Origin of the sequence: Rhizobium sp. ZK1, assembly GCF_047782645.1 — a bacterium.
In the GTDB taxonomy this organism is placed as follows: Bacteria; Pseudomonadota; Alphaproteobacteria; order Rhizobiales; family Rhizobiaceae; genus Rhizobium.
On the sequence record NZ_CP180586.1, the window covers coordinates 1,503,760 to 1,522,889 of the forward strand.

Sequence of the window (19,130 nt, forward strand, 5' to 3'; positions counted from 1 at the left end):
CGGCCTTGCTTCGTAGCGCCTGCTGAAGCACATCATCCTGGTGATGCTGGAGAGTAGCTGATGACCCAGGATATGCTTCCGATCGATCATCTCGTTTTGCCGGTTACCGATATCGAGCTTGCCCGCGAAAGGCTGGGCAAGCTCGGTTTCACCGTCGCGCCCGATGCCCGCCATCCCTTCGGCACTGAAAATGCCTGTGTTTTCTTTACCGATAAAACCTACCTTGAGCCATTGGGTGTCGCGAGTGTGGAGGAGAGCGAGGAGACGGCGCGTGAGGGCAATGTGTTCACTGCCCGCAATCAGGCTTTCCGTTTCCGCTGCGGCAGCGAGGGACTGTCCGCCATCGCCTTTGTGACAGCGGATGCGAAGCACGAACACGCTCGATTCGTGAAGAGTGGCATCAGTGCAGGTTCTGTGCTGCAGTTCGAACGTTCCGTGAAAATGCCTGACGGTGCAGAAAGTGTTGCCGGCTTCCGGCTCGCTTTCGCTGGTGACCTCCGGGCACCGGATTTTTTTCTCTTCGCTGTCGAGCGCATCAACCCGCTTCCGGCCGACCGCAGCGCGCTGGAGATCCATGCCAATGGCGTGACAGGCATTGCCGAGATCGCGCTCGCGGCGCCCGAGCCGACAGCTTTCGGCGAGTTCGTTCGCGCGGCGGCAAAAGCCGCTTCTGCGGATGTCACGAGTTTCGGGCTGGAGGTGCCGACCGGAAACGCAAAGATCAGCCTGATGACCCCAGAGGGGCTGGAGGCCTATTTCGATCTGGCGACGCCGGATAGCGATCGCGGCCTGCGCGGCCGGGCGATCCTCTTTGCGGTTGCTGATCTGGCCGTGACAGAAGCGCATTTGGCTGCTAACGGGGTGACCTATACACGCAAGGCCAACCGTATTCTTGTGAAGCCCGCGCCCGGTCAGGGCACGCTCTTCGCCTTCGAGGAAACACCATGAGCTCCAATACCAATGCAGAGGTCCGGATCGGCGAGGGCGCTGGCCAGGTTCTGTTTTCCAATTCTGCCAAGCTTTCGCTCATCGCTGGTCCGTGCCAGATGGAAAGCCGCGAGCATGCCTTCATGGTCGGCGGCACGCTGAAGGAGCTGTGCGACAAGCTCGGTATCGGCCTCGTCTACAAGACCTCCTATGACAAGGCAAACCGCACCTCGATTTCCGCCAAGCGCGGTATCGGCCTCGAAAAGGCGATGGAGGTTTTCGACGACCTCAAGAAAGAATTCGGCTTTCCTGTCCTGACGGATGTTCATACGGCAGAACAATGCGCCATTGTCGCTGAAACCGTCGACGTGCTGCAGATCCCGGCCTTCCTCTGCCGCCAGACGGATCTTCTCGTTGCCGCCGCCAAGACCGGCCGCGTCGTCAACGTCAAGAAAGGCCAGTTCCTCGCGCCCTGGGACATGAAGAATGTCCTCGGCAAGCTGAATGCCAGCGGCAATCCGAATATATTGCTTTGCGAGCGCGGTGTTTCCTTCGGCTACAACACGCTGGTCTCCGACATGCGTTCCCTGCCGATCATGGCGGCGATGGGCGCTCCTGTTATCTTCGACGCCACGCATTCCGTCGCCCAGCCGGGCGGGCAGGGCGATTCCTCCGGCGGCCAGCGCGAATTCGTTGAAACGCTGGCGCGTGCTGCCGTAGCCGCCGGCGTTGCGGGTGTCTTCATCGAAACCCATGAGGATCCGGACAATGCCCCTTCCGACGGCCCGAACATGGTCTATCTTAAGGATATGCCGCGGCTTCTGGAAAAGCTGCTCGCCTTTGATGCGATTGCCAAGGGCTGACAGTCAAAAGCCTGACATGATCGTGTTATAGCGACGATCAGACAGGCAGGCCGGAGGTGTCGCAAAGCGCCATTGTAATTTGCGTACCTTCGATTAAGACGGTTTCAAACGATTTATCCACCCACGAGCAGGAAAAAACCATGACTGCAATTACCGATATCATCGCCCGCGAGATTCTCGATAGCCGTGGTAACCCCACCGTCGAAGTCGATGTCTATCTCGAAGACGGCAGCATGGGCCGTGCAGCTGTTCCCTCGGGTGCTTCGACCGGCGCGCATGAAGCTGTCGAAGTGCGCGATGGCGGCAAGCGCTATCTCGGCAAGGGTGTCGAAAAGGCCGTCGAGGCCGCCAACACGGAAATCTTTGACGCGATCGGCGGCATCGACGCCGAAAACCAGATCCAGATCGACAAGATCATGATCGAACTCGACGGCACGCCGAACAAGTCGCGTCTCGGCGCCAACGCCATCCTCGGCGTTTCGCTCGCCGTCGCCAAGGCTGCCGCAGAGGCTTCCGGCCTGCCGCTCTACCGTTACGTTGGCGGCGCTGCCGCAAACCTGCTGCCGGTTCCGATGATGAACATCATCAACGGCGGCGCACATGCCGACAACCCGATCGATTTCCAGGAATTCATGATCCTACCGGTTGGCGCAGATTCGATCCGTGAAGCTGTTCGCATGGGCTCGGAAGTCTTCCATACGCTGCGTAAGGAACTCGCCGCCCAGGGACACAATACCAATGTCGGCGACGAAGGCGGTTTTGCCCCGGGTCTGAAGAGCGCTCCGGAAGCCCTCGACTTCATCATGAAGTCGGTCGAGAAAGCCGGCTACAAGCCGGGCGAGGACATCTACCTCGGCCTCGATTGCGCCTCGACGGAATTCTTCAAGGATGGCAAGTATGTGATGGAAGGTGAAGGCCGCACGCTCGAGCCGGGCGCCATGGCTGAATACCTTGCCGAACTCGCTGCCAAGTATCCGATCATCTCCATCGAAGACGGCATGGCCGAAGACGACTGGGAAGGCTGGAAGACGCTGACCGATCTCGCCGGCAAGAAGTGCCAGCTCGTCGGCGACGACCTTTTCGTCACCAATTCGGCTCGCCTGCGCGACGGTATCCGCATGGGTGTCGCCAACTCCATTCTCGTCAAGGTCAACCAGATCGGCTCGCTGACGGAAACGCTCGACGCCGTCAATACCGCGCACAAGGCAGCCTACACCGCCGTCATGTCGCACCGTTCGGGTGAGACGGAAGACTCCACGATCGCCGATCTTGCGGTTGCCACCAACTGCGGTCAGATCAAGACCGGTTCGCTGTCGCGCTCGGATCGCCTTGCCAAGTACAATCAGCTCATCCGCATCGAAGAAGGTCTCGGCCCGCAGGCTGAGTATGCCGGTCGTTCCATCATTCGTGGCTAATACGGCTTTATAAATCAGGCATTTGGAACCCGCGCTTCGGCGCGGGTTTTTTGTTGCGCTTGCCTGGGAGGGGCTCAGAGTCAACGAACGGTTAATCTCTGCGCGTTAAATTGAAACGATTGGTAATGCGTAGAGCATGCGTATATGTGGACAAAGCATCACAAGAAGAGAAAGACCGGTCGCTTCGTCATTCCGGCCATGACGGTCGCCTTTCTCTCCTATTTCGGCTATCATTGCATCCATGGCGATTATGGTCTGCGTGCGACGGAGGCGTTCGAGCGCCAGCGTCTCGCGCGCGAGAGGGAATTGGCGGTGCTTAAGGCCGAGCGCGAGCATCTAGAGGCGCAGGTAGCGCTCCTCAGCGACGGCTCGCTGGACAGGGATATGCTCGACGAAAAGGCGCGGTATCAGCTCAACATGTCGCGCGCGGACGAGATTGTCATTTACAATCATTACCGCAATTAACCGAATTTAGGTTAATTGCATTTTCTTGTTTTTTATCAATAATTTACCGGCGAATATGAGCCATGCAATTATGGCATTGCTGTGGTCATTTTTCTTCCCTATGGTACGCGCCACCTGAGAACCGATAAACCCATAGGGAGGGTTGAATGGCGTTGCGCAAAACCGCGACCGTTTCCAGCCGCAAAACCAGTGCGAAATCCGCAGCCAAGGCATCGAATGGCGGTCCCATCGCCGATTTCGATCGCGATGAGGAGCTGAAGGCCTATCGCGAGATGCTGCTCATCCGCCGTTTCGAGGAAAAGGCGGGCCAGCTTTACGGCATGGGCTTCATCGGTGGTTTCTGTCACCTTTACATCGGCCAGGAAGCTGTCGTCGTCGGCATGCAGATGGCGCAGAAGGAAGGCGATCAGGTCATCACGGCCTATCGCGACCATGGTCATATGCTGGCTACCGGTATGGAAGCCCGCGGCGTCATGGCTGAACTGACCGGCCGTCGCAGCGGTTATTCACGCGGTAAAGGCGGCTCCATGCACATGTTCTCCAAGGAGAAGCATTTCTACGGCGGTCACGGCATCGTCGGTGCGCAGGTGTCGCTCGGCACCGGTCTCGCCTTCGCCAACAAGTACCGCGGCAACAATTCGGTTGCTGTTGCCTATTTCGGCGATGGAGCTGCCAACCAGGGTCAGGTCTACGAGAGCTTCAACATGGCTGCTCTCTGGAAGCTGCCGATCATCTATATCGTCGAAAATAACCGTTACGCCATGGGCACCTCGACAGCCCGCGCGACGGCGCAGTCGAACTATTCGCTCCGCGGTTCCGGCTTCGGCATTCCCGGCATGCAGGTCGACGGGATGGACGTTCGCGCCGTCAAGGCTGCTGCCGATGAGGCGCTCGAACACTGCCGCTCCGGCAAGGGGCCGATCATACTGGAAATGCTGACCTATCGCTATCGTGGTCACTCCATGTCTGACCCGGCGAAATACCGCACCAAGGAAGAAGTGCAGAAGATGCGCTCCGAGCAGGACCCGATCGAGCAGGTTCGCCTGCGCGTGATGGAAAAGGGCTGGGCGACCGAGGACGATCTGAAGGCGATCGACAAGGAAGTCCGCGATATCGTCGCCGACAGTGCCGATTTTGCGCAGGCTGATCCGGAGCCGGATGCATCCGAGCTTTACACCGACATTCTGCTCTAATCGGGGAGGGAACCCATGCCTATCGATATCCTCATGCCCGCCCTTTCTCCGACGATGGAAGAAGGCACGCTGTCCAAGTGGCTCAAGAACGAAGGTGACAAGGTCACGTCCGGCGACGTGATTGCCGAAATCGAAACCGACAAGGCGACGATGGAAGTCGAAGCCGTCGATGAAGGCGTCATCGGCAAGCTGCTGGTTCCGGCCGGCACTGAAAACGTCAAGGTAAACGCCAAGATCGCGGTCCTGCTGCAGGAAGGCGAATCGGCCGACGCGATCTCCGCCGCTCCTGCCGCCGCTCAGCCGGCTCCGGTCGCTGCCCCGCAGGTTGCCCAGGAAGAGAAGCCGACGAATACCGGGTCGGCTGCTGCCCCTGTTCCGGCCGAGCCCAAGGCTTTCGTGCCGAACGACCCGGAAATTCCGGCTGGTACCGAAATGGTGTCGATGACGGTGCGCGAAGCGCTGCGCGACGCCATGGCCGAAGAAATGCGCGCTGACGACAGCGTCTTCGTCATGGGCGAGGAAGTTGCCGAATACCAGGGTGCCTACAAAGTCACCCAGGGCCTTCTGCAGGAATTCGGCGCTCGCCGCGTCATCGACACGCCGATCACCGAACACGGCTTTGCCGGCGTCGGCGTCGGTGCCGCCATGGCCGGCCTGAAGCCGATCGTCGAGTTCATGACCTTCAACTTCGCCATGCAGGCGATCGACCAGATCATCAACTCGGCTGCCAAAACGCTCTACATGTCCGGTGGCCAGATGGGCGCTCCGATCGTCTTCCGCGGCCCGAACGGTGCTGCTGCTCGCGTCGGCGCCCAGCACAGCCAGGATTATGCAGCCTGGTACAGCGCGATCCCCGGCCTGAAGGTCGTCATGCCCTACACGGCATCCGATGCCAAGGGGCTGCTGAAGGCCGCGATCCGCGATCCGAACCCGGTCGTCTTCCTCGAAAACGAAATTCTCTACGGCCAGCATTTCGATGTGCCGAAGCTCGATAATTTCGTTCTGCCGATCGGCAAGGCCCGCATCCACCGTCCGGGCAAGGATGCCACCGTCGTCTCCTTCGGCATCGGCATGACCTATGCGACGAAGGCGGTTGCTGAGCTCGAAAAGATCGGCATCGATGTCGAACTGATCGACCTGCGCACCCTTCGTCCGATGGATCTTCCGACCGTCATCGAATCCGTGAAGAAGACCGGCCGTCTGGTCACCGTCGAAGAAGGCTATCCGCAGAACTCCGTCGGCACCGAAATCGCCACCCGCGTGATGCAGCAGGCTTTCGATTACCTCGATGCGCCGATCCTGACGATTGCCGGCAAGGACGTTCCGATGCCTTACGCCGCCAACCTCGAGAAGCTCGCGCTTCCGAATGTCGGCGAAGTGGTCGATGCGGTGAAAGCCGTTTGCTACAAATAAGGAGAGGGCCTTTCGATGCCGATCAATATCACGATGCCCGCCCTCTCTCCGACCATGGAAGAAGGCAATCTTGCCAAGTGGCTGGTCAAGGAAGGCGATAAGGTCAAGTCCGGTGATGTGATCGCCGAGATCGAAACCGACAAGGCGACGATGGAAGTCGAAGCCGTCGACGAGGGCACGGTCGCCAAGATCGTCGTTCCGGCCGGCAGCGAAGGCGTGAAGGTCAATGCCCTGATCGCCGTTCTCGCCGCCGATGGCGAAGATGTCGCCGCTGCTGCAAGCGGCGCCGGCTCTGCCGCTCCGACACCGAAAGCTGCTGCTGCTCCGGCTGAAGCACCAAAGACTGAGGCCGCATCTGCTCCGGCGCCGTCGGCTCCGGCTGCTGCACCGGCACCCGCTGCGGTCTCCTCTGGCGGTGCGCGTGCCTTCTCTTCACCGCTTGCTCGTCGTCTGGCCAAGGAAGCCGGTATCGATATTTCCGCCGTTGCCGGCACCGGTCCACATGGCCGCGTCGTCAAGAGCGATATCGAAGCTGCTGCTGCAGGCGGCGGCGCTAAGCCCGCTCCGGCCGCCGCTGCTGCCACGCAGGCTGCTGCATCGGCTCCGGCCGCTGCCGCTCCGAAGGGCGCATCCGACGAAGCCGTGCTCAAGCTCTTCGAACCGGGCTCTTACGAACTCGTGCCGCATGACGGCATGCGCAAGACGATTGCCCGTCGCCTCGTCGAATCCAAGCAGACCGTTCCGCATTTCTACGTGTCGGTCGATTGCGAGCTCGATGCGCTGATGGCGCTGCGTGCCCAGCTGAACGATGCCGCTCCCCGCAAGGACGGCGCTCCGGCCTACAAGCTGTCGGTCAACGACATGGTCATCAAGGCCATGGCTTTGGCGCTGCGCGACGTTCCGGATGCCAACGTTTCCTGGACCGAAAACGCCATGGTCAAACACAAGCATGCCGATGTTGGTGTAGCTGTCTCGATCCCCGGCGGCCTGATCACCCCGATCGTCCGCAAGGCCGAAGAGAAGACGCTCTCTGTCATCTCCAATGAAATGCGCGACCTTGGCAAGCGCGCCAAGGACCGCAAGCTGAAGCCCGAGGAATATCAGGGCGGCACGACTTCCGTCTCCAACATGGGCATGATGGGCGTGAAGAATTTCGCAGCCGTCATCAACCCGCCGCATGCGACGATCCTCGCAGTCGGCGCTGGCGAACAGCGCGTCATCGTCAAGAACGGCGAAATGGCGATTGCGACGGTCATGACAGTGACGCTCTCGACCGATCATCGCTGCGTTGACGGTGCTCTCGGCGCAGAGCTGCTGCAGGCCTTCAAGGGTTACATCGAAAACCCGATGGGCATGCTGGTCTGAGCACGGAACGGAGGCGGAGATGACGAAGACCGTTCTTTGCTATGGTGACTCGCTGACCTGGGGCTATGACGCCGACACGATCGGTCGTCATGCTTATGAGACCCGCTGGCCGAGCGTGCTTCAGGCAACGCTCGGAAACGAGGCTCGCATCATCGCGGAAGGCCTGAATGGCCGCACCACCGCCTTCGACGACCATCTTGCCGATTGCGATCGCAATGGCGCACGCATTCTTCCGACCGTTTTGCAGACGCATGCGCCGCTCGATCTCGTCATCCTGCTGCTCGGAACCAATGACATGAAGCCGGTCGTTGCCGGTTCGGCTTTTGCCGCATGCCAGGGCATAGCCCGTCTGGTGCGGCTGATCCGCAATCATGCCTGGCCCTTCGAATTCGACGGGCCGGAAATCCTGATCGTGGCGCCGCCGGCGATCTGCGCGACGGGCAATGTGCCTTTCGCGGCATCGTTCCCCGGCGGTATCGAGGAATCGGCAAAGCTTCCGACCCTTTACCGTGATCTTGCCGATGAGCTCGGCTGTGGCTTCTTTGACGGCAATTCCGTCGCCAAGACCACGCCGATCGATGGCATCCACCTCGATGCGGAAAATACACGCGCGCTCGGTCGCGGCCTTGAGCCCATCGTGCGGATGATGCTGGGCCTCTGACGATGACTGCCTTTCTCGCTCTCCGACAGGCTTCCCGCCGGGATGCTTCGGAACTGGCGATCCTGGCAGATATTGCCTCTCACGGCTTTGCCTCATGGCTCTGGTTTGCCGACGTCGCAAGCGGCATGAGCGATACGCCGCTGGAGCGGGGCCGGCTGAAGATGAGCGACGAGGCGCTCGGCGGCTGGAAGAACGCCGTCATCGGCGAGGCCTATGACGAGATCGCCGGAATGACGATCGGTTACGAAGTGGATGAAGGCATACGCGATGTCGAAGCGCGGCATCCGGCCATAGAGCCGATGCTGGCGATGCAGAGATCGGTGATCGGGCATTGGTTCATTGGCAGTCTCGCTGTCTATCGCCATATGCGCGGTATCGGCATCGGTAAGAGGTTGCTGGAAGATCAGCTCGCAAGAGCAGACGGGCTGCCGGTCAGCCTGATCACGTCGGATAGTAACGAAGCGGCTCTGTCGCTTTACGGAAGAAACGGATTTTCGGAGGCGGCGCGCATGAATGCCGTACCGCTCTTCGACAACAGCAAGAAGCACGCATGGGTTCTGATGACCCGCGCGGGAGCGTAGCAAAGGCAGGAAAGCAATGGCTCAATCCTACGACGTCATCGTCATCGGTTCCGGTCCCGGCGGCTATATCGCCGCCATCCGCGCCGCGCAGCTCGGCCTCAAGGTCGCCTGCGTCGAGCGCGAACATTTGGCCGGCATCTGCTCCAACTGGGGCTGCATTCCGACCAAGGCGCTGCTGCGCTCCGCAGACGTCCTGCATACCGCCCAGCACGGCAAGGATTACGGCCTGGTGTTGGAAGGCACGATCAAGCCCGACATCAAGGCGATCGTCACCCGTTCGCGCGGTATAGCGCATCGCATGAACAACGGTGTCGGCTTCCTGTTCAAGAAGAACAAGGTCGATGTCATCTGGGGCGAAGCCAAGATCACCAAACCCGGCGAGATCGTCGTTTCCAAGACGGCGAAGAAGCCGATGGAGCCGATGGGTCCGGTGCCGAAGAACGCGCTGGGTGAGGGCACCTATACTGCCAAGCACATCATCGTTGCGACCGGCGCCCGTCCGCGCGCGCTGCCGGGCATCGAGCCGGATGGCAAGCTGATCTGGACCTATTTCGAAGCGATGAAGGCTGACGAGCTGCCGAAGTCCCTGCTCGTCATGGGTTCGGGCGCGATCGGCATCGAATTCGCAAGCTTCTACCGCACCATGGGCGTCGACGTAACCGTCGTCGAAATCCTGAGCCAGGTCATGCCGGTCGAGGATGCGGAAATCTCTGCGCTCGCCAAGAAGCAGTTCGAGCGTCAGGGCATGAAGATCCATCTGGAAGCCAAGGTCGCCAAGGTGGAAAAGGGCGCCAACTCGATCACCGCCACCATCGAGAAGAAGGACGGCACGACTGAGACAATCACGGCTGACCGCATGATTTCGGCTGTCGGCGTGCAGGCCAATGTCGAGGGCATCGGCCTTGAGGCTGCCGGTGTGAAGACCGACCGCGGCTTCATCGTCATCGATGGCTACGGCAAGACCAACGTGCCCGGCATCTACGCGATCGGCGATGTCGCCGGCCCGCCGCTTCTGGCACACAAGGCCGAGCATGAAGGGGTCGTCTGCGTCGAGAAGATCGCGGGCCTTCCGAATGTCCATCCGATGGACAAGCTGAAGATCCCGGGCTGCACCTATTGCAACCCTCAGGTCGCTTCCGTTGGCCTGACCGAAGCCAAGGCCAAGGAGCTGGGCCGCGATATCCGCGTCGGCCGCTTCCCCTTCAGCGCCAACGGCAAGGCTGTCGCGCTCGGCGAGGACCAGGGCCTCGTCAAGACGATCTTCGACAAGAAGACCGGTGAACTGCTTGGCGCCCACATGGTCGGTGCAGAAGTTACCGAACTCATCCAGGGCTTCGTCGTCGCCATGAATCTGGAGACGACCGAGGAAGAACTGATGCACACCATCTTCCCGCATCCGACCATTTCGGAAACGATGAAGGAAAGCGTGCTGGATGCTTACGGCCGCGTTCTGAACGCTTGATAATTTCCTGAGCTGCCCTCTATCCCGGCGTGGCGGAACGCCACCACCGGGATGGAAAATCCATCCCATCCCGGGCTGGAAAAAACGAAAGGAAATCATCATGTCTATGGGCACGCAGTCGCTTCTCATCTTTCTGCTGATCGGCCTGGTCGCTGGCTTCCTCGCAAGCCTGCTCGTCGGTGGTGGTGGGTTGATACGATGCCTCCTGAGCGGCATCATCGGCGCGTTCGTGGGCGGGTTTCTGTTCAATGCGCTGGGTATATCGCTGGGCATTGAGAATGCATTGGTGGTTCAGATCATCCACGCCACTGTCGGCGCCATTGTCGTGGTGCTGATCGCAAGGGCGATAGCGTAGGGCAAGAGATAGCATGGAAGGTGTGGGCTGGATTTCGGCAATCATCATCGGCGGACTTGCGGGCTGGCTCGCAGGCAAGCTGATGGAAGCGCGCTACGGCATTTTACTGAACATCGTGCTCGGCATTGTCGGCTCGGTTGTCGCCACTGCCGTCCTGGCGCAGTTCCATATCGAGGTTGCCGGCGGAAGGTTCGGCTATTTCGTGACGGGTTTCATTGGCGCCTGTCTGCTGATATTCCTCGCGCGCCTGGTGCGAAGATAGAGCGCATAACCGTCTAGATCGGAAGATTCAGGCAAAGGAATGATGCGCAATACGAGAGTCTGGGCCGCATGGGGCGGCGGAAAGTTGAACTGACATGGTCACCATTCTCGACACGATCAATCCAGACGCAAAGCGCGTGCGGCATCCGGAAAAGGCGCATCGCCCGGATACGGAAGTCCTGCGCAAGCCGGACTGGATTCGTGTGAAGGCGCCTACCTCGAAAGGCTATGCCGAAACCCGCTCGATCGTGAAGGAGCACAAGCTCGTCACCGTCTGCGAAGAGGCGGGCTGCCCGAATATCGGCGAGTGCTGGGACAAGAAGCACGCGACTTTCATGATCATGGGCGAGATCTGTACGCGCGCCTGCGCCTTCTGCAACGTGGCGACAGGCAAGCCGAACGCGCTCGACATGGCCGAGCCTGAGAATGTCGCCAAGGCGGTCAAGGAAATGGGCCTGTCGCATGTCGTCATCACGTCGGTCGACCGTGACGATCTGGAAGACGGAGGCGCCGAGCACTTTGAAAAGGTGATCTGGGCGATCCGCGCCGCTTCGCCGATGACGACGATCGAAATCCTGACGCCAGACTTCCTGAAGAAGCCTGGAGCGCTGGAACGTGTCGTCGCCGCCAAGCCCGACGTTTTCAACCACAATATGGAAACCGTTGCCGGAAACTACCTGACGGTTCGCCCCGGCGCCCGCTACTTCCACTCCATCCGCCTGCTGCAGCGCGTGAAGGAACTCGACCCCACCATGTTCACCAAATCCGGCATTATGGTCGGCCTCGGTGAAGAACGGAACGAGGTTCTTCAGCTCATGGATGACCTACGCACCGCTGATGTCGATTTCCTGACGATCGGCCAGTATCTGCAGCCGACCCGCAAGCACCACAAGGTCGAAAGCTTCGTCACGCCGGAAGAGTTCAAGTCCTACGAGACGGTCGCTTACACCAAGGGCTTCCTGATGGTCGCTTCCAGCCCGTTGACCCGCTCCTCGCACCATGCCGGCGATGACTTCGCCCGCCTGAAGGCTGCGCGCGAGAAGAAGCTGCTGATGGCTGCCGAGTAAGAGCTTACCCTTGTTTTGATGAGAACCGCGGCGATTTTGCCGCGGTTTTTCTTTGTGTGTTACGCTGTCATCATCGGGTCATGCGAAGCAGCTAGCCAGCACGCCGCTCTTCGCAGTTAAGTCTGTCCGCGAAGGCAATCCTGTCGAAAGCGAGCCTGCCATGCATCAAGTGACGATGTCGCCTGAACCCATTCGTGCAGTCTCTATTGCAGAGGCAGCCGACATGATCCTTCGTGCCGAGCGAATCGTGGTCATCGGCTGTTCGGGCGGCGGCAAATCGACTCTGGCCCAGAAACTGGCAAGTCATTTCGACCTGACCTACCTGTCCATCGACCGTGACATCCGCTGGCTGCCGGGCTGGGTGGAACGCGGCAAGGAGGAGCAGCGCCAGCGTATCATCGAGAGGATCGCCGGCGAACGTTGGATCATGGACGGCACCAATACCTCCACTTTCGATATCCGCCTGCCGCGCACGGATATCGTCATCTGGGTGCGCATGCCGCGCCTGCTCTGCGTCTGGGGCGTGCTGACACGCTGGCTGAAGCATCTCGGCCGCACACGTCCGGAAATGGCGCCGGGCTGCATCGAAAAGGTGGACTGGGAGTTTCTGGAGTTCATCTGGACCTTCGAGAAGAAATTTACGCCACGTGTCACAGCCGCGATCGCTGCTCACGGGCCGCATGTACCGGTTTTGCAGGTGAAATCCCGCCGCCAGATGCGCGCGCTTCTTGATCTTCTCGGTGTGCCGGCTTAACTGCGCTTCATGCCGCAATTCGAAACGCATCGCCCCGTCCCGCACACGCCCGACCAGATGTTCGACCTCGTGTCTGATGTCGAACGCTATCCGGAATTTCTGCCGCTCTGCGAAGCCCTTGTTGTGAAGAACCGCAAGGAACGCGATGGCAAGTTGCTGCTGATCGCCGATATGACCGTCGGCTACAAGGCGGTCCGCGAAACCTTTACCACACAGGTCCTGCTGAATAGGGCCGAGCGCGTCATCGACGTCAAATATATCGATGGCCCCTTTCGCTACCTCGACAACCGCTGGCGATTTGTCGAGGCGGACGGGGGAGGCTGCACGGTCGATTTTTTCATCGACTACGAGTTCAAGAGCCGCATTCTCGGCGCCCTGATGGGGGCAATGTTCGACCGGGCTTTCCGTATGTTTACGGAAGCCTTCGAAAAGCGGGCGGGCACGATCTACAGCCGATAGAGCCTTGGTCAGCGATCGAAGAAATGATCGAAGATGCGCGTCGCCGGATAGGCGTAGGCACCGCGATCGGTGAAGCTGTAGCGATAGAGGCAGCCTCTGAGCGCAGCGTTGTAGAGCAGGCTGGTGGTATCGGGCGATCCGCGATAGCCCAGTGCTTCCGGCTGGCAGCGACGGAGCGCGTGGTCGTATTTGCGCAGCAGAACGGGATCGGAATCCACCCGCACGCCGCCATAAACCTGATAGTTGGATGGTGCTTCAGCCGCCGAAACGCAGGCGAGGCTCAAGACGACACCGATGCATGCCAAGTATCTCATTTGACCGTTCCTTCAAAACCGGCTCTTGCCTGGGCGCGGCAGAAACTGAAATTCCCGCCTTTTGTTCCCTCACTCAAAGTCACGCAATTTCAATAAGCATTTGAAGTGCCGTCCGGATTGTTGCCAGCCGGATTTCCGTGCGGCCAATGTCGCCGTAAAGCACCTTGCGATGGATAAGCTTACCTGAACGTGATTTTGCGGCAAGATGCACCAGCCCGACAGGCTTTTCCGGCGATCCACCACTGGGGCCGGCAATACCCGTCACGGCGACAGCAAGGTCGGCGCGTGAGCGGAAGAGGGCTCCATGCACCATCTGCCGCGCCGTCTCCTCCGAAACTGCGCCGAAACGGGCGAGCGTCTCCTCCTGCACGCCGAGCATCTGCATTTTGGCGGTGTTCGTATAGGTTACGAAACCGCGGTCGATGACGGCTGACGAACCGGAAATCTCTGTCAGCGCGCCGGCAATCAGCCCACCGGTGCAGGATTCCGCCGTCGAGACCATCAGACCTGCGGCCGTGAAATCGCGAATGATGCTTTCCGTCATCGCGGTGATATCTGCGGGAAACAGGCTCAACGCTTCGTGCCTCCATAGACGACGGTTGCGGTCGCAATCGCCGCGATCCCTTCGCGGCGGCCGACGAAACCGATCTTCTCGTTGGTGGTGGCTTTCACCGAGCAACGCTCGATGTCGATGCCGAGGAACTCCGAGAGATTGGCGCGCATGGCCTCGCGGTGCGGGCCGACCTTCGGCGCCTCCGCGATCAGGGAAACGTCGGCATTGGTGATCGTGCCGCCATGATCGCGCACGATCTTCGCCGCATGTTCGATGAAAATGCGGGAAGCAGCACCTTTCCATTGCGGATCGGACGGCGGGAAATGGTCGCCGATATCGCCGGCGCCGCAGGTGGCTAGCAGCGCATCCGTTAGCGCATGCAGCGCGACGTCGGCATCGGAGTGGCCCTTCAGCTTTTGGTCATGTGGAATGAAAACACCGCAGAGCGTCACGCCGTCACCGGGCTCGAGTTGATGCACGTCATAGCCGTTGCCGGTTCGCACATCGGGAATGCGCGCGCCCGAGAGCCTGTCGTCGGCCATGGTGATATCGCTCCTGACTGTCAGCTTCACGTTGGTCGATGCGCCCTCGATGATCGTTACGGGGATATCGAGCCATTCGGCGATCGACGCATCGTCGGTGAAATCTGTTTTGCTGATTGCGGCTGCCTTCTCATGGGCTTCGAGAATAGTGGCGAAATCGAAGGATTGCGGCGTCTGGGCCGCATAGAGCTGGTCGCGCGGGATGGTTCTGACCACGATTCCGTCGCTCCCTGCCTGCTTCAGCGTATCGGCGACCGGTGTTGCAGGAAGGACTGCGGGGGCGCCGGTCGAAAGCGCATCGCCAATCCTGTCGAGAAGCTGGTGATCGAAGAAGGGGCGCACCGCATCGTGGATCAGCACATGGCTGATGCCCTTATCCTTGAGGTATCGCAGGCCGGCAAGCACCGATTGTTGCCGCGTGGGGCCGCCATGGACGGTGTCGATCGGGGTTGCCGAGATGATGTGCCTAGACGCTCTGGCAAAGAGCGCTTCATCATCCGGGTGGATGACGACGACGATATGCTTTGCCGGTTCCCATGTCATGAAGTTTTCAAGCGTATGGACGATAACCGGCTTGCCGCCGACCATCCGGTATTGCTTGGGGCCTTCCTCTGACGATCCGGCGCGTTCGCCGCGGCCCGCCGCAACGACGACAATTCCAGCCGATATCGGTTGCTTACTATGCATTTGCAGCATAAATCCCTGAAATATCCGGAATGGATGTCAGTTGCTCTATCGTCTTGCTCGGACCTTTTCCAGCATTTGCCCAAAAAATATCAATTCGGGCTCGACCCTCTTGGCAAGCCAAAGATCTATGGCTAAAAATAATGCAGATACATGGTGTGCCTGAAAGATAATCATTTGATTTCCAAGGACCTCGCAACGCCTTTTCGAATCGGATCTGTGTCCGTGCGGAACCGCGTTGTGCTTGCCCCGATGTCCGGCGTCACGGACATGCCGTTCCGTGAGCTTGCCTGGCGCTATGGCGCCGGCCTCGTGGTGACGGAGATGGTGGCAAGCCGGGAGCTGGTGAGCGATACCGCCGAATCTTGGGCGCGCCTGCGGGTAGCCGGTTTCCGTCCGCATATGGTGCAGCTTGCCGGCCGCGAGGCGCACTGGATGGCTGAAGCCGCGAAGATCGCGGCCGATCACGGCGCCGATATCATCGACATCAACATGGGCTGCCCAGCCAAGAAGGTCATCGGCGGTTATTCCGGTTCGGCGCTGATGCGCGATCCCGATCATGCGCTTGAACTCATCGAGGCGACCGTCAGGGCGGTCGATATCCCCGTGACGCTGAAGATGCGCCTCGGCTGGGACGAAAATTCCATCAACGCTCCGCACATTGCCAAACGCGCTGAAGAAGCGGGTGTCCAGCTCGTCACCATCCATGGCCGCACCCGCATGCAATTCTATGAGGGCAGGGCGGACTGGGATGCGATCCGCCCTGTGCGCGATGTCATTTCCGTACCGCTGATCGCCAATGGCGATGTCGAGACGGCCGCAGATGCCCAGGAGATTCTGCGCCGGTCCGGTGCTGACGCCGTCATGATCGGCCGCGGCTGCCAGGGCAGGCCTTGGCATGCCGGTGTTCTTGCCGGCGCAAACGAGCCGTCGCGCGAGGAGATCGCCGCAATTGCCGTCGAGCACTATCGCATGATGCTGGAATTCTATGGCGAGGCCGTTGCCGTCAGGCACGCCCGCAAACATCTCGGCTGGTATCTGGAGCGCTTTGCGCCGGACCTTCCGGGCGAACATAAGGCTGCGATCATGACATCGCGCAATCCTGATGATGTCATTGCCCGCTTTGGCGATGCAATGGCGATAGGTGCAGTAGAACAGCGGGAGGCGGCATGAGCACGGACGGCACACCTTCTTCCGAAAACGTCGGTAATGCCGTCGCAATGTCGGTGCTGAACGCCATCCAGAACCCTGTTGTCATGGTGGATGAGGGCGGCTTCATCGCCTTTGCGAACTGGGAAGCCGAAGCCTTTTTCGGCGCCAGCGCCGCGCATCTGTCGCGCTACCGCATCTCGACCTTCATTCCCTTCGGCAGCCCGCTTCTGGCGCTCATCGATCAGGTGCGCGAACGCAAGGCGCCGGTCAACGAATATCGCGTGGACCTCAGCTCGCCGCGTCTCGGCCAGGACAAACTCGTCGATATCTATGTCGCGCCTGTCATTGCCGAACCCGGCTCGGTCGTCGTCGTTTTCCAGGAACGGTCGATGGCCGACAAGATCGACCGGCAGTTGACGCACCGGGCGGCGGCGCGCTCTGTCACGGGGCTCGCCTCTATGCTGGCGCATGAGATCAAGAACCCGCTTTCCGGCATCCGCGGCGCCGCCCAGCTCCTCGAGCAATCTGTGATCGACGATGACCGCGCCCTGACGCGGTTGATCTGCGACGAGACGGACCGTATCGTCTCGCTGGTCGATCGCATGGAGGTCTTTTCCGACGAGCGCCCGGTGGACCGCGTGCCCGTCAACATCCATTCCGTGCTCGACCATGTGAAGGCGGTCGCCAAGGCAGGCTTTGCCCGCAATATCCGTATGACGGAGAATTACGACCCGTCGTTGCCCGCCGTTTACGCCAATCGCGATCAGCTCGTGCAGGTCTTCCTCAATCTGGTGAAGAACGCTGCCGAAGCCGTCGGCGACCGGTCGGACGGTGAAATCATCCTGACGACGGCCTATCGCCCCGGTATCCGCCTGTCTGTCGCCGGCACGCGCGAGAAAATCTCGCTGCCGCTGGAATTCTGCGTTATCGATAACGGCCCAGGCGTGCCGACGGACCTGCTGCCGCATCTTTTCGATCCCTTCATCACCACCAAGACGAATGGCAGCGGTCTTGGTCTCGCCCTCGTTGCCAAGATCATCGGCGATCACGGCGGCATCATCGAATGCGACAGCCAGAACAACCGCACGATTTTTCGCGTCCTCATGCCGGCGTCCAAGGATGCTTCGCTTGATGACGCCGGTATTGCAAGCTCGACAGGACCCAATAGATGACAGCCACGATCCTCGTTGCAGATGACGATGCGGCCATCCGCACGGTGCTCAATCAGGCCTTGAGCCGCGCCGGTTATGATGTGCGCATTACTTCCAATGCCGCAACGCTGTGGCGCTGGGTTTCAGCCGGCGAAGGCGATCTCGTCGTGACTGACGTCGTGATGCCCGATGAAAATGCTTTCGACCTTCTGCCTCGCATCAAGAAGGCGCGGCCGGAACTGCCGGTTCTCGTCATGAGCGCGCAGAACACCTTCATGACGGCGATCAAGGCTTCCGAAAAGGGCGCTTATGATTACCTGCCGAAGCCTTTCGACCTGACGGAGCTCATCGGCATCATCGGCCGGGCGCTTGCCGAGCCGAAGAGGAAGCCGGCCAAGCTCGACGAGGACACCCAGGACGGCATGCCGCTCGTCGGCCGATCGGCGGCGATGCAGGAAATCTACCGCGTTCTCGCCCGCCTCATGCAAACGGACCTGACGCTGATGATCACCGGCGAGTCCGGCACCGGCAAGGAGCTTGTCGCCCGCGCGCTGCATGATTACGGCAAGCGCCGCAACGGCCCCTTCGTCGCCATCAACATGGCTGCTATCCCGCGCGATCTCATCGAGTCCGAGCTCTTTGGCCACGAGAAGGGCGCCTTCACCGGCGCACAGACCCGTTCCACCGGCCGCTTCGAACAGGCCGAAGGCGGCACGCTTTTCCTCGACGAAATCGGCGACATGCCGATGGATGCCCAGACGCGTCTTCTCCGTGTGCTGCAGCAGGGCGAATATACGACTGTCGGCGGTCGCACACCGATCCGCACGGACGTGCGCATCGTGGCGGCGACCAACAAGGATCTGAAGCAGGCGATCAATCAGGGGCTCTTCCGCGAGGACCTTTATTATCGCCTCAACGTCGTGCCGTTGCGCCTGCCGCCGCTTCGCGACCGCGCCGAAGATATTCCGGATCTCGTCCGCCATTTCGTCCAGCAGGCCGAAAAGGAAGGCCTAGGCTCCAAGCGCTTCGATCAGGAGGCGCTGGAACTGATGAAGGCCTATGCCTGGCCGGGCAACGTGCGCGAGCTGGAGAACCTCATCCGCCGCCTGATGGCGCTTTATCCACAGGATGTCATCACCCGCGAAATCATCGATGCCGAGCTTCGCTCCGATGTTCCCGACAGCCCGATCGAGAAGGGGCCGATCCGCAGCGGCACGATGACGATCGCCCAGGCGGTCGAAGAGAATATGCGCACCTATTTCGCAAGTTTCGGCGAAAACCTGCCGCCGCCCGGCCTTTATGATCGTGTGCTGACAGAAATGGAATATCCGTTAATTCTTGCGGCATTGACGGCCACCCGTGGCAATCAGATCAAGGCGGCCGATTTGTTGGGGCTGAACCGCAATACGCTGCGGAAAAAGATCCGCGAACTCGGCGTTTCCGTCTATCGAAGTTCGCGTACGAACTGACCTTCGACCTTGACATTGTGGCGA

21 protein-coding genes are annotated in these 19,130 nt (G+C 60.2%); 18 read left to right on the plus strand and 3 right to left on the minus strand.

Annotated features, from left to right (window positions below; genetic code table 11):
* Nucleotides 1-60: 60 nt before the first annotated feature.
* The 15 genes from ACK9YZ_RS07805 (at nucleotide 61) to ACK9YZ_RS07875 (ending at nucleotide 13,241) form a co-directional block, all read left to right on the plus strand.
* The gene (locus ACK9YZ_RS07805; protein ID WP_416066184.1) at nucleotides 61-948 is read left to right on the plus strand and encodes a VOC family protein; all 888 of its coding nucleotides are present in this window, start codon (nucleotides 61-63) and stop codon (nucleotides 946-948) included.
* Nucleotides 945-1,790 (plus strand): 3-deoxy-8-phosphooctulonate synthase, encoded by an 846-nt coding sequence (gene kdsA / locus ACK9YZ_RS07810; protein ID WP_416066185.1) that lies wholly within the window; start codon nucleotides 945-947, stop codon nucleotides 1,788-1,790. Before ACK9YZ_RS07805 ends, kdsA begins: the two co-directional genes overlap by 4 nt.
* 140 nt (nucleotides 1,791-1,930) lie before the next feature.
* Nucleotides 1,931-3,205, plus strand: a complete 1,275-nt coding sequence (gene eno, locus ACK9YZ_RS07815) for a phosphopyruvate hydratase (protein ID WP_216757932.1) — start codon at nucleotides 1,931-1,933, stop codon at nucleotides 3,203-3,205.
* Between the two features lie 144 nt (nucleotides 3,206-3,349).
* Nucleotides 3,350-3,670, plus strand: coding sequence for an FtsB family cell division protein (locus ACK9YZ_RS07820; RefSeq protein ID WP_416066186.1), 321 nt, complete (start codon nucleotides 3,350-3,352; stop codon nucleotides 3,668-3,670).
* Between the two features lie 146 nt (nucleotides 3,671-3,816).
* Nucleotides 3,817-4,863 (plus strand): pyruvate dehydrogenase (acetyl-transferring) E1 component subunit alpha, encoded by a 1,047-nt coding sequence (gene pdhA / locus ACK9YZ_RS07825; RefSeq protein ID WP_416066187.1) that lies wholly within the window; start codon nucleotides 3,817-3,819, stop codon nucleotides 4,861-4,863.
* A 15-nt stretch (nucleotides 4,864-4,878) separates the two neighbouring features.
* Nucleotides 4,879-6,276, plus strand: coding sequence for a pyruvate dehydrogenase complex E1 component subunit beta (locus ACK9YZ_RS07830; protein WP_216757935.1), 1,398 nt, complete (start codon nucleotides 4,879-4,881; stop codon nucleotides 6,274-6,276).
* 15 nt (nucleotides 6,277-6,291) lie between these two features.
* The gene (locus ACK9YZ_RS07835; protein WP_416066188.1) at nucleotides 6,292-7,641 is read left to right on the plus strand and encodes a pyruvate dehydrogenase complex dihydrolipoamide acetyltransferase; all 1,350 of its coding nucleotides are present in this window, start codon (nucleotides 6,292-6,294) and stop codon (nucleotides 7,639-7,641) included.
* Nucleotides 7,642-7,660: 19 nt separating this feature from the next.
* Nucleotides 7,661-8,302 carry an SGNH/GDSL hydrolase family protein gene (locus ACK9YZ_RS07840; RefSeq protein ID WP_416066189.1) on the plus strand — a complete coding sequence of 214 codons (642 nt, stop codon included), beginning with the start codon at nucleotides 7,661-7,663 and terminating at the stop codon, nucleotides 8,300-8,302.
* A gap of 2 nt (nucleotides 8,303-8,304) precedes the next feature.
* The gene (locus ACK9YZ_RS07845; protein WP_416066190.1) at nucleotides 8,305-8,883 is read left to right on the plus strand and encodes a GNAT family N-acetyltransferase; all 579 of its coding nucleotides are present in this window, start codon (nucleotides 8,305-8,307) and stop codon (nucleotides 8,881-8,883) included.
* Nucleotides 8,884-8,899: 16 nt separating this feature from the next.
* On the plus strand, nucleotides 8,900-10,345 hold the full coding sequence (gene lpdA / locus ACK9YZ_RS07850; protein WP_416066191.1) for a dihydrolipoyl dehydrogenase: 1,446 nt from the start codon (nucleotides 8,900-8,902) through the stop codon (nucleotides 10,343-10,345).
* Nucleotides 10,346-10,445: 100 nt separating this feature from the next.
* A complete protein-coding gene (locus tag ACK9YZ_RS07855) occupies nucleotides 10,446-10,700 on the plus strand; it encodes a GlsB/YeaQ/YmgE family stress response membrane protein (protein ID WP_416066192.1) in 255 nt (84 codons plus the stop codon).
* A 13-nt stretch (nucleotides 10,701-10,713) separates the two neighbouring features.
* The gene (locus ACK9YZ_RS07860) at nucleotides 10,714-10,962 is read left to right on the plus strand and encodes a GlsB/YeaQ/YmgE family stress response membrane protein (protein ID WP_183729462.1); all 249 of its coding nucleotides are present in this window, start codon (nucleotides 10,714-10,716) and stop codon (nucleotides 10,960-10,962) included.
* A gap of 94 nt (nucleotides 10,963-11,056) precedes the next feature.
* The gene (gene lipA, locus ACK9YZ_RS07865; protein WP_216757941.1) at nucleotides 11,057-12,028 is read left to right on the plus strand and encodes a lipoyl synthase; all 972 of its coding nucleotides are present in this window, start codon (nucleotides 11,057-11,059) and stop codon (nucleotides 12,026-12,028) included.
* A gap of 223 nt (nucleotides 12,029-12,251) precedes the next feature.
* Nucleotides 12,252-12,782 (plus strand): AAA family ATPase, encoded by a 531-nt coding sequence (locus tag ACK9YZ_RS07870; RefSeq protein WP_416066193.1) that lies wholly within the window; start codon nucleotides 12,252-12,254, stop codon nucleotides 12,780-12,782.
* A 9-nt stretch (nucleotides 12,783-12,791) separates the two neighbouring features.
* The gene (locus tag ACK9YZ_RS07875) at nucleotides 12,792-13,241 is read left to right on the plus strand and encodes a type II toxin-antitoxin system RatA family toxin (RefSeq protein ID WP_216757943.1); all 450 of its coding nucleotides are present in this window, start codon (nucleotides 12,792-12,794) and stop codon (nucleotides 13,239-13,241) included.
* A gap of 8 nt (nucleotides 13,242-13,249) precedes the next feature.
* Here the strand turns inward: ACK9YZ_RS07875 and ACK9YZ_RS07880 are convergent, their stop codons facing one another.
* From ACK9YZ_RS07880 to ACK9YZ_RS07890, 3 genes are all read right to left on the minus strand, one after another.
* On the minus strand, nucleotides 13,250-13,555 hold the full coding sequence (locus ACK9YZ_RS07880; RefSeq protein ID WP_416066194.1) for a hypothetical protein: 306 nt from the start codon (nucleotides 13,553-13,555) through the stop codon (nucleotides 13,250-13,252).
* Between the two features lie 79 nt (nucleotides 13,556-13,634).
* A complete protein-coding gene (locus ACK9YZ_RS07885; protein ID WP_216757945.1) occupies nucleotides 13,635-14,129 on the minus strand; it encodes a CinA family protein in 495 nt (164 codons plus the stop codon).
* Nucleotides 14,126-15,346, minus strand: a complete 1,221-nt coding sequence (locus ACK9YZ_RS07890; RefSeq protein WP_216757946.1) for a bifunctional 2-C-methyl-D-erythritol 4-phosphate cytidylyltransferase/2-C-methyl-D-erythritol 2,4-cyclodiphosphate synthase — start codon at nucleotides 15,344-15,346, stop codon at nucleotides 14,126-14,128. The genes ACK9YZ_RS07885 and ACK9YZ_RS07890 overlap by 4 nt, the downstream gene beginning before the upstream one ends.
* Before the next feature lie 141 nt (nucleotides 15,347-15,487).
* Between ACK9YZ_RS07890 and dusB the strand changes: the two genes are divergently transcribed.
* The 3 genes from dusB to ntrC are packed head-to-tail and all read left to right on the plus strand — an operon-like array spanning nucleotide 15,488 to nucleotide 19,106.
* Nucleotides 15,488-16,507 (plus strand): tRNA dihydrouridine synthase DusB, encoded by a 1,020-nt coding sequence (gene dusB / locus ACK9YZ_RS07895; protein ID WP_416066195.1) that lies wholly within the window; start codon nucleotides 15,488-15,490, stop codon nucleotides 16,505-16,507.
* Nucleotides 16,504-17,658, plus strand: a complete 1,155-nt coding sequence (locus ACK9YZ_RS07900) for a two-component system sensor histidine kinase NtrB (RefSeq protein WP_216757948.1) — start codon at nucleotides 16,504-16,506, stop codon at nucleotides 17,656-17,658. The genes dusB and ACK9YZ_RS07900 overlap by 4 nt, the downstream gene beginning before the upstream one ends.
* Nucleotides 17,655-19,106 (plus strand): nitrogen regulation protein NR(I), encoded by a 1,452-nt coding sequence (ntrC, locus tag ACK9YZ_RS07905; protein ID WP_416066196.1) that lies wholly within the window; start codon nucleotides 17,655-17,657, stop codon nucleotides 19,104-19,106. The genes ACK9YZ_RS07900 and ntrC overlap by 4 nt, the downstream gene beginning before the upstream one ends.
* Nucleotides 19,107-19,130 lie beyond the last annotated feature (24 nt).

Coding starts and splice junctions, on each gene's coding strand:
- ACK9YZ_RS07900 (WP_216757948.1), top strand. CDS start 16,504: ATGAGCACGGACGGCACACCTTCTTCCGAAAACGTCGGTAATGCCGTC.
- lpdA (WP_416066191.1), top strand. CDS start 8,900: ATGGCTCAATCCTACGACGTCATCGTCATCGGTTCCGGTCCCGGCGGC.
- kdsA (WP_416066185.1), top strand. CDS start 945: ATGAGCTCCAATACCAATGCAGAGGTCCGGATCGGCGAGGGCGCTGGC.
- pdhA (WP_416066187.1), top strand. CDS start 3,817: ATGGCGTTGCGCAAAACCGCGACCGTTTCCAGCCGCAAAACCAGTGCG.
- lipA (WP_216757941.1), top strand. CDS start 11,057: ATGGTCACCATTCTCGACACGATCAATCCAGACGCAAAGCGCGTGCGG.
- ACK9YZ_RS07835 (WP_416066188.1), top strand. CDS start 6,292: ATGCCGATCAATATCACGATGCCCGCCCTCTCTCCGACCATGGAAGAA.
- ACK9YZ_RS07880 (WP_416066194.1), bottom strand. CDS start 13,555: ATGAGATACTTGGCATGCATCGGTGTCGTCTTGAGCCTCGCCTGCGTT.
- ACK9YZ_RS07855 (WP_416066192.1), top strand. CDS start 10,446: ATGTCTATGGGCACGCAGTCGCTTCTCATCTTTCTGCTGATCGGCCTG.
- ACK9YZ_RS07875 (WP_216757943.1), top strand. CDS start 12,792: ATGCCGCAATTCGAAACGCATCGCCCCGTCCCGCACACGCCCGACCAG.
- ACK9YZ_RS07805 (WP_416066184.1), top strand. CDS start 61: ATGACCCAGGATATGCTTCCGATCGATCATCTCGTTTTGCCGGTTACC.
- ACK9YZ_RS07870 (WP_416066193.1), top strand. CDS start 12,252: ATGATCCTTCGTGCCGAGCGAATCGTGGTCATCGGCTGTTCGGGCGGC.
- ACK9YZ_RS07820 (WP_416066186.1), top strand. CDS start 3,350: ATGTGGACAAAGCATCACAAGAAGAGAAAGACCGGTCGCTTCGTCATT.
- dusB (WP_416066195.1), top strand. CDS start 15,488: ATGGTGTGCCTGAAAGATAATCATTTGATTTCCAAGGACCTCGCAACG.
- ACK9YZ_RS07840 (WP_416066189.1), top strand. CDS start 7,661: ATGACGAAGACCGTTCTTTGCTATGGTGACTCGCTGACCTGGGGCTAT.
- ntrC (WP_416066196.1), top strand. CDS start 17,655: ATGACAGCCACGATCCTCGTTGCAGATGACGATGCGGCCATCCGCACG.
- eno (WP_216757932.1), top strand. CDS start 1,931: ATGACTGCAATTACCGATATCATCGCCCGCGAGATTCTCGATAGCCGT.
- ACK9YZ_RS07830 (WP_216757935.1), top strand. CDS start 4,879: ATGCCTATCGATATCCTCATGCCCGCCCTTTCTCCGACGATGGAAGAA.
- ACK9YZ_RS07845 (WP_416066190.1), top strand. CDS start 8,305: ATGACTGCCTTTCTCGCTCTCCGACAGGCTTCCCGCCGGGATGCTTCG.
- ACK9YZ_RS07890 (WP_216757946.1), bottom strand. CDS start 15,346: ATGCTGCAAATGCATAGTAAGCAACCGATATCGGCTGGAATTGTCGTC.
- ACK9YZ_RS07860 (WP_183729462.1), top strand. CDS start 10,714: ATGGAAGGTGTGGGCTGGATTTCGGCAATCATCATCGGCGGACTTGCG.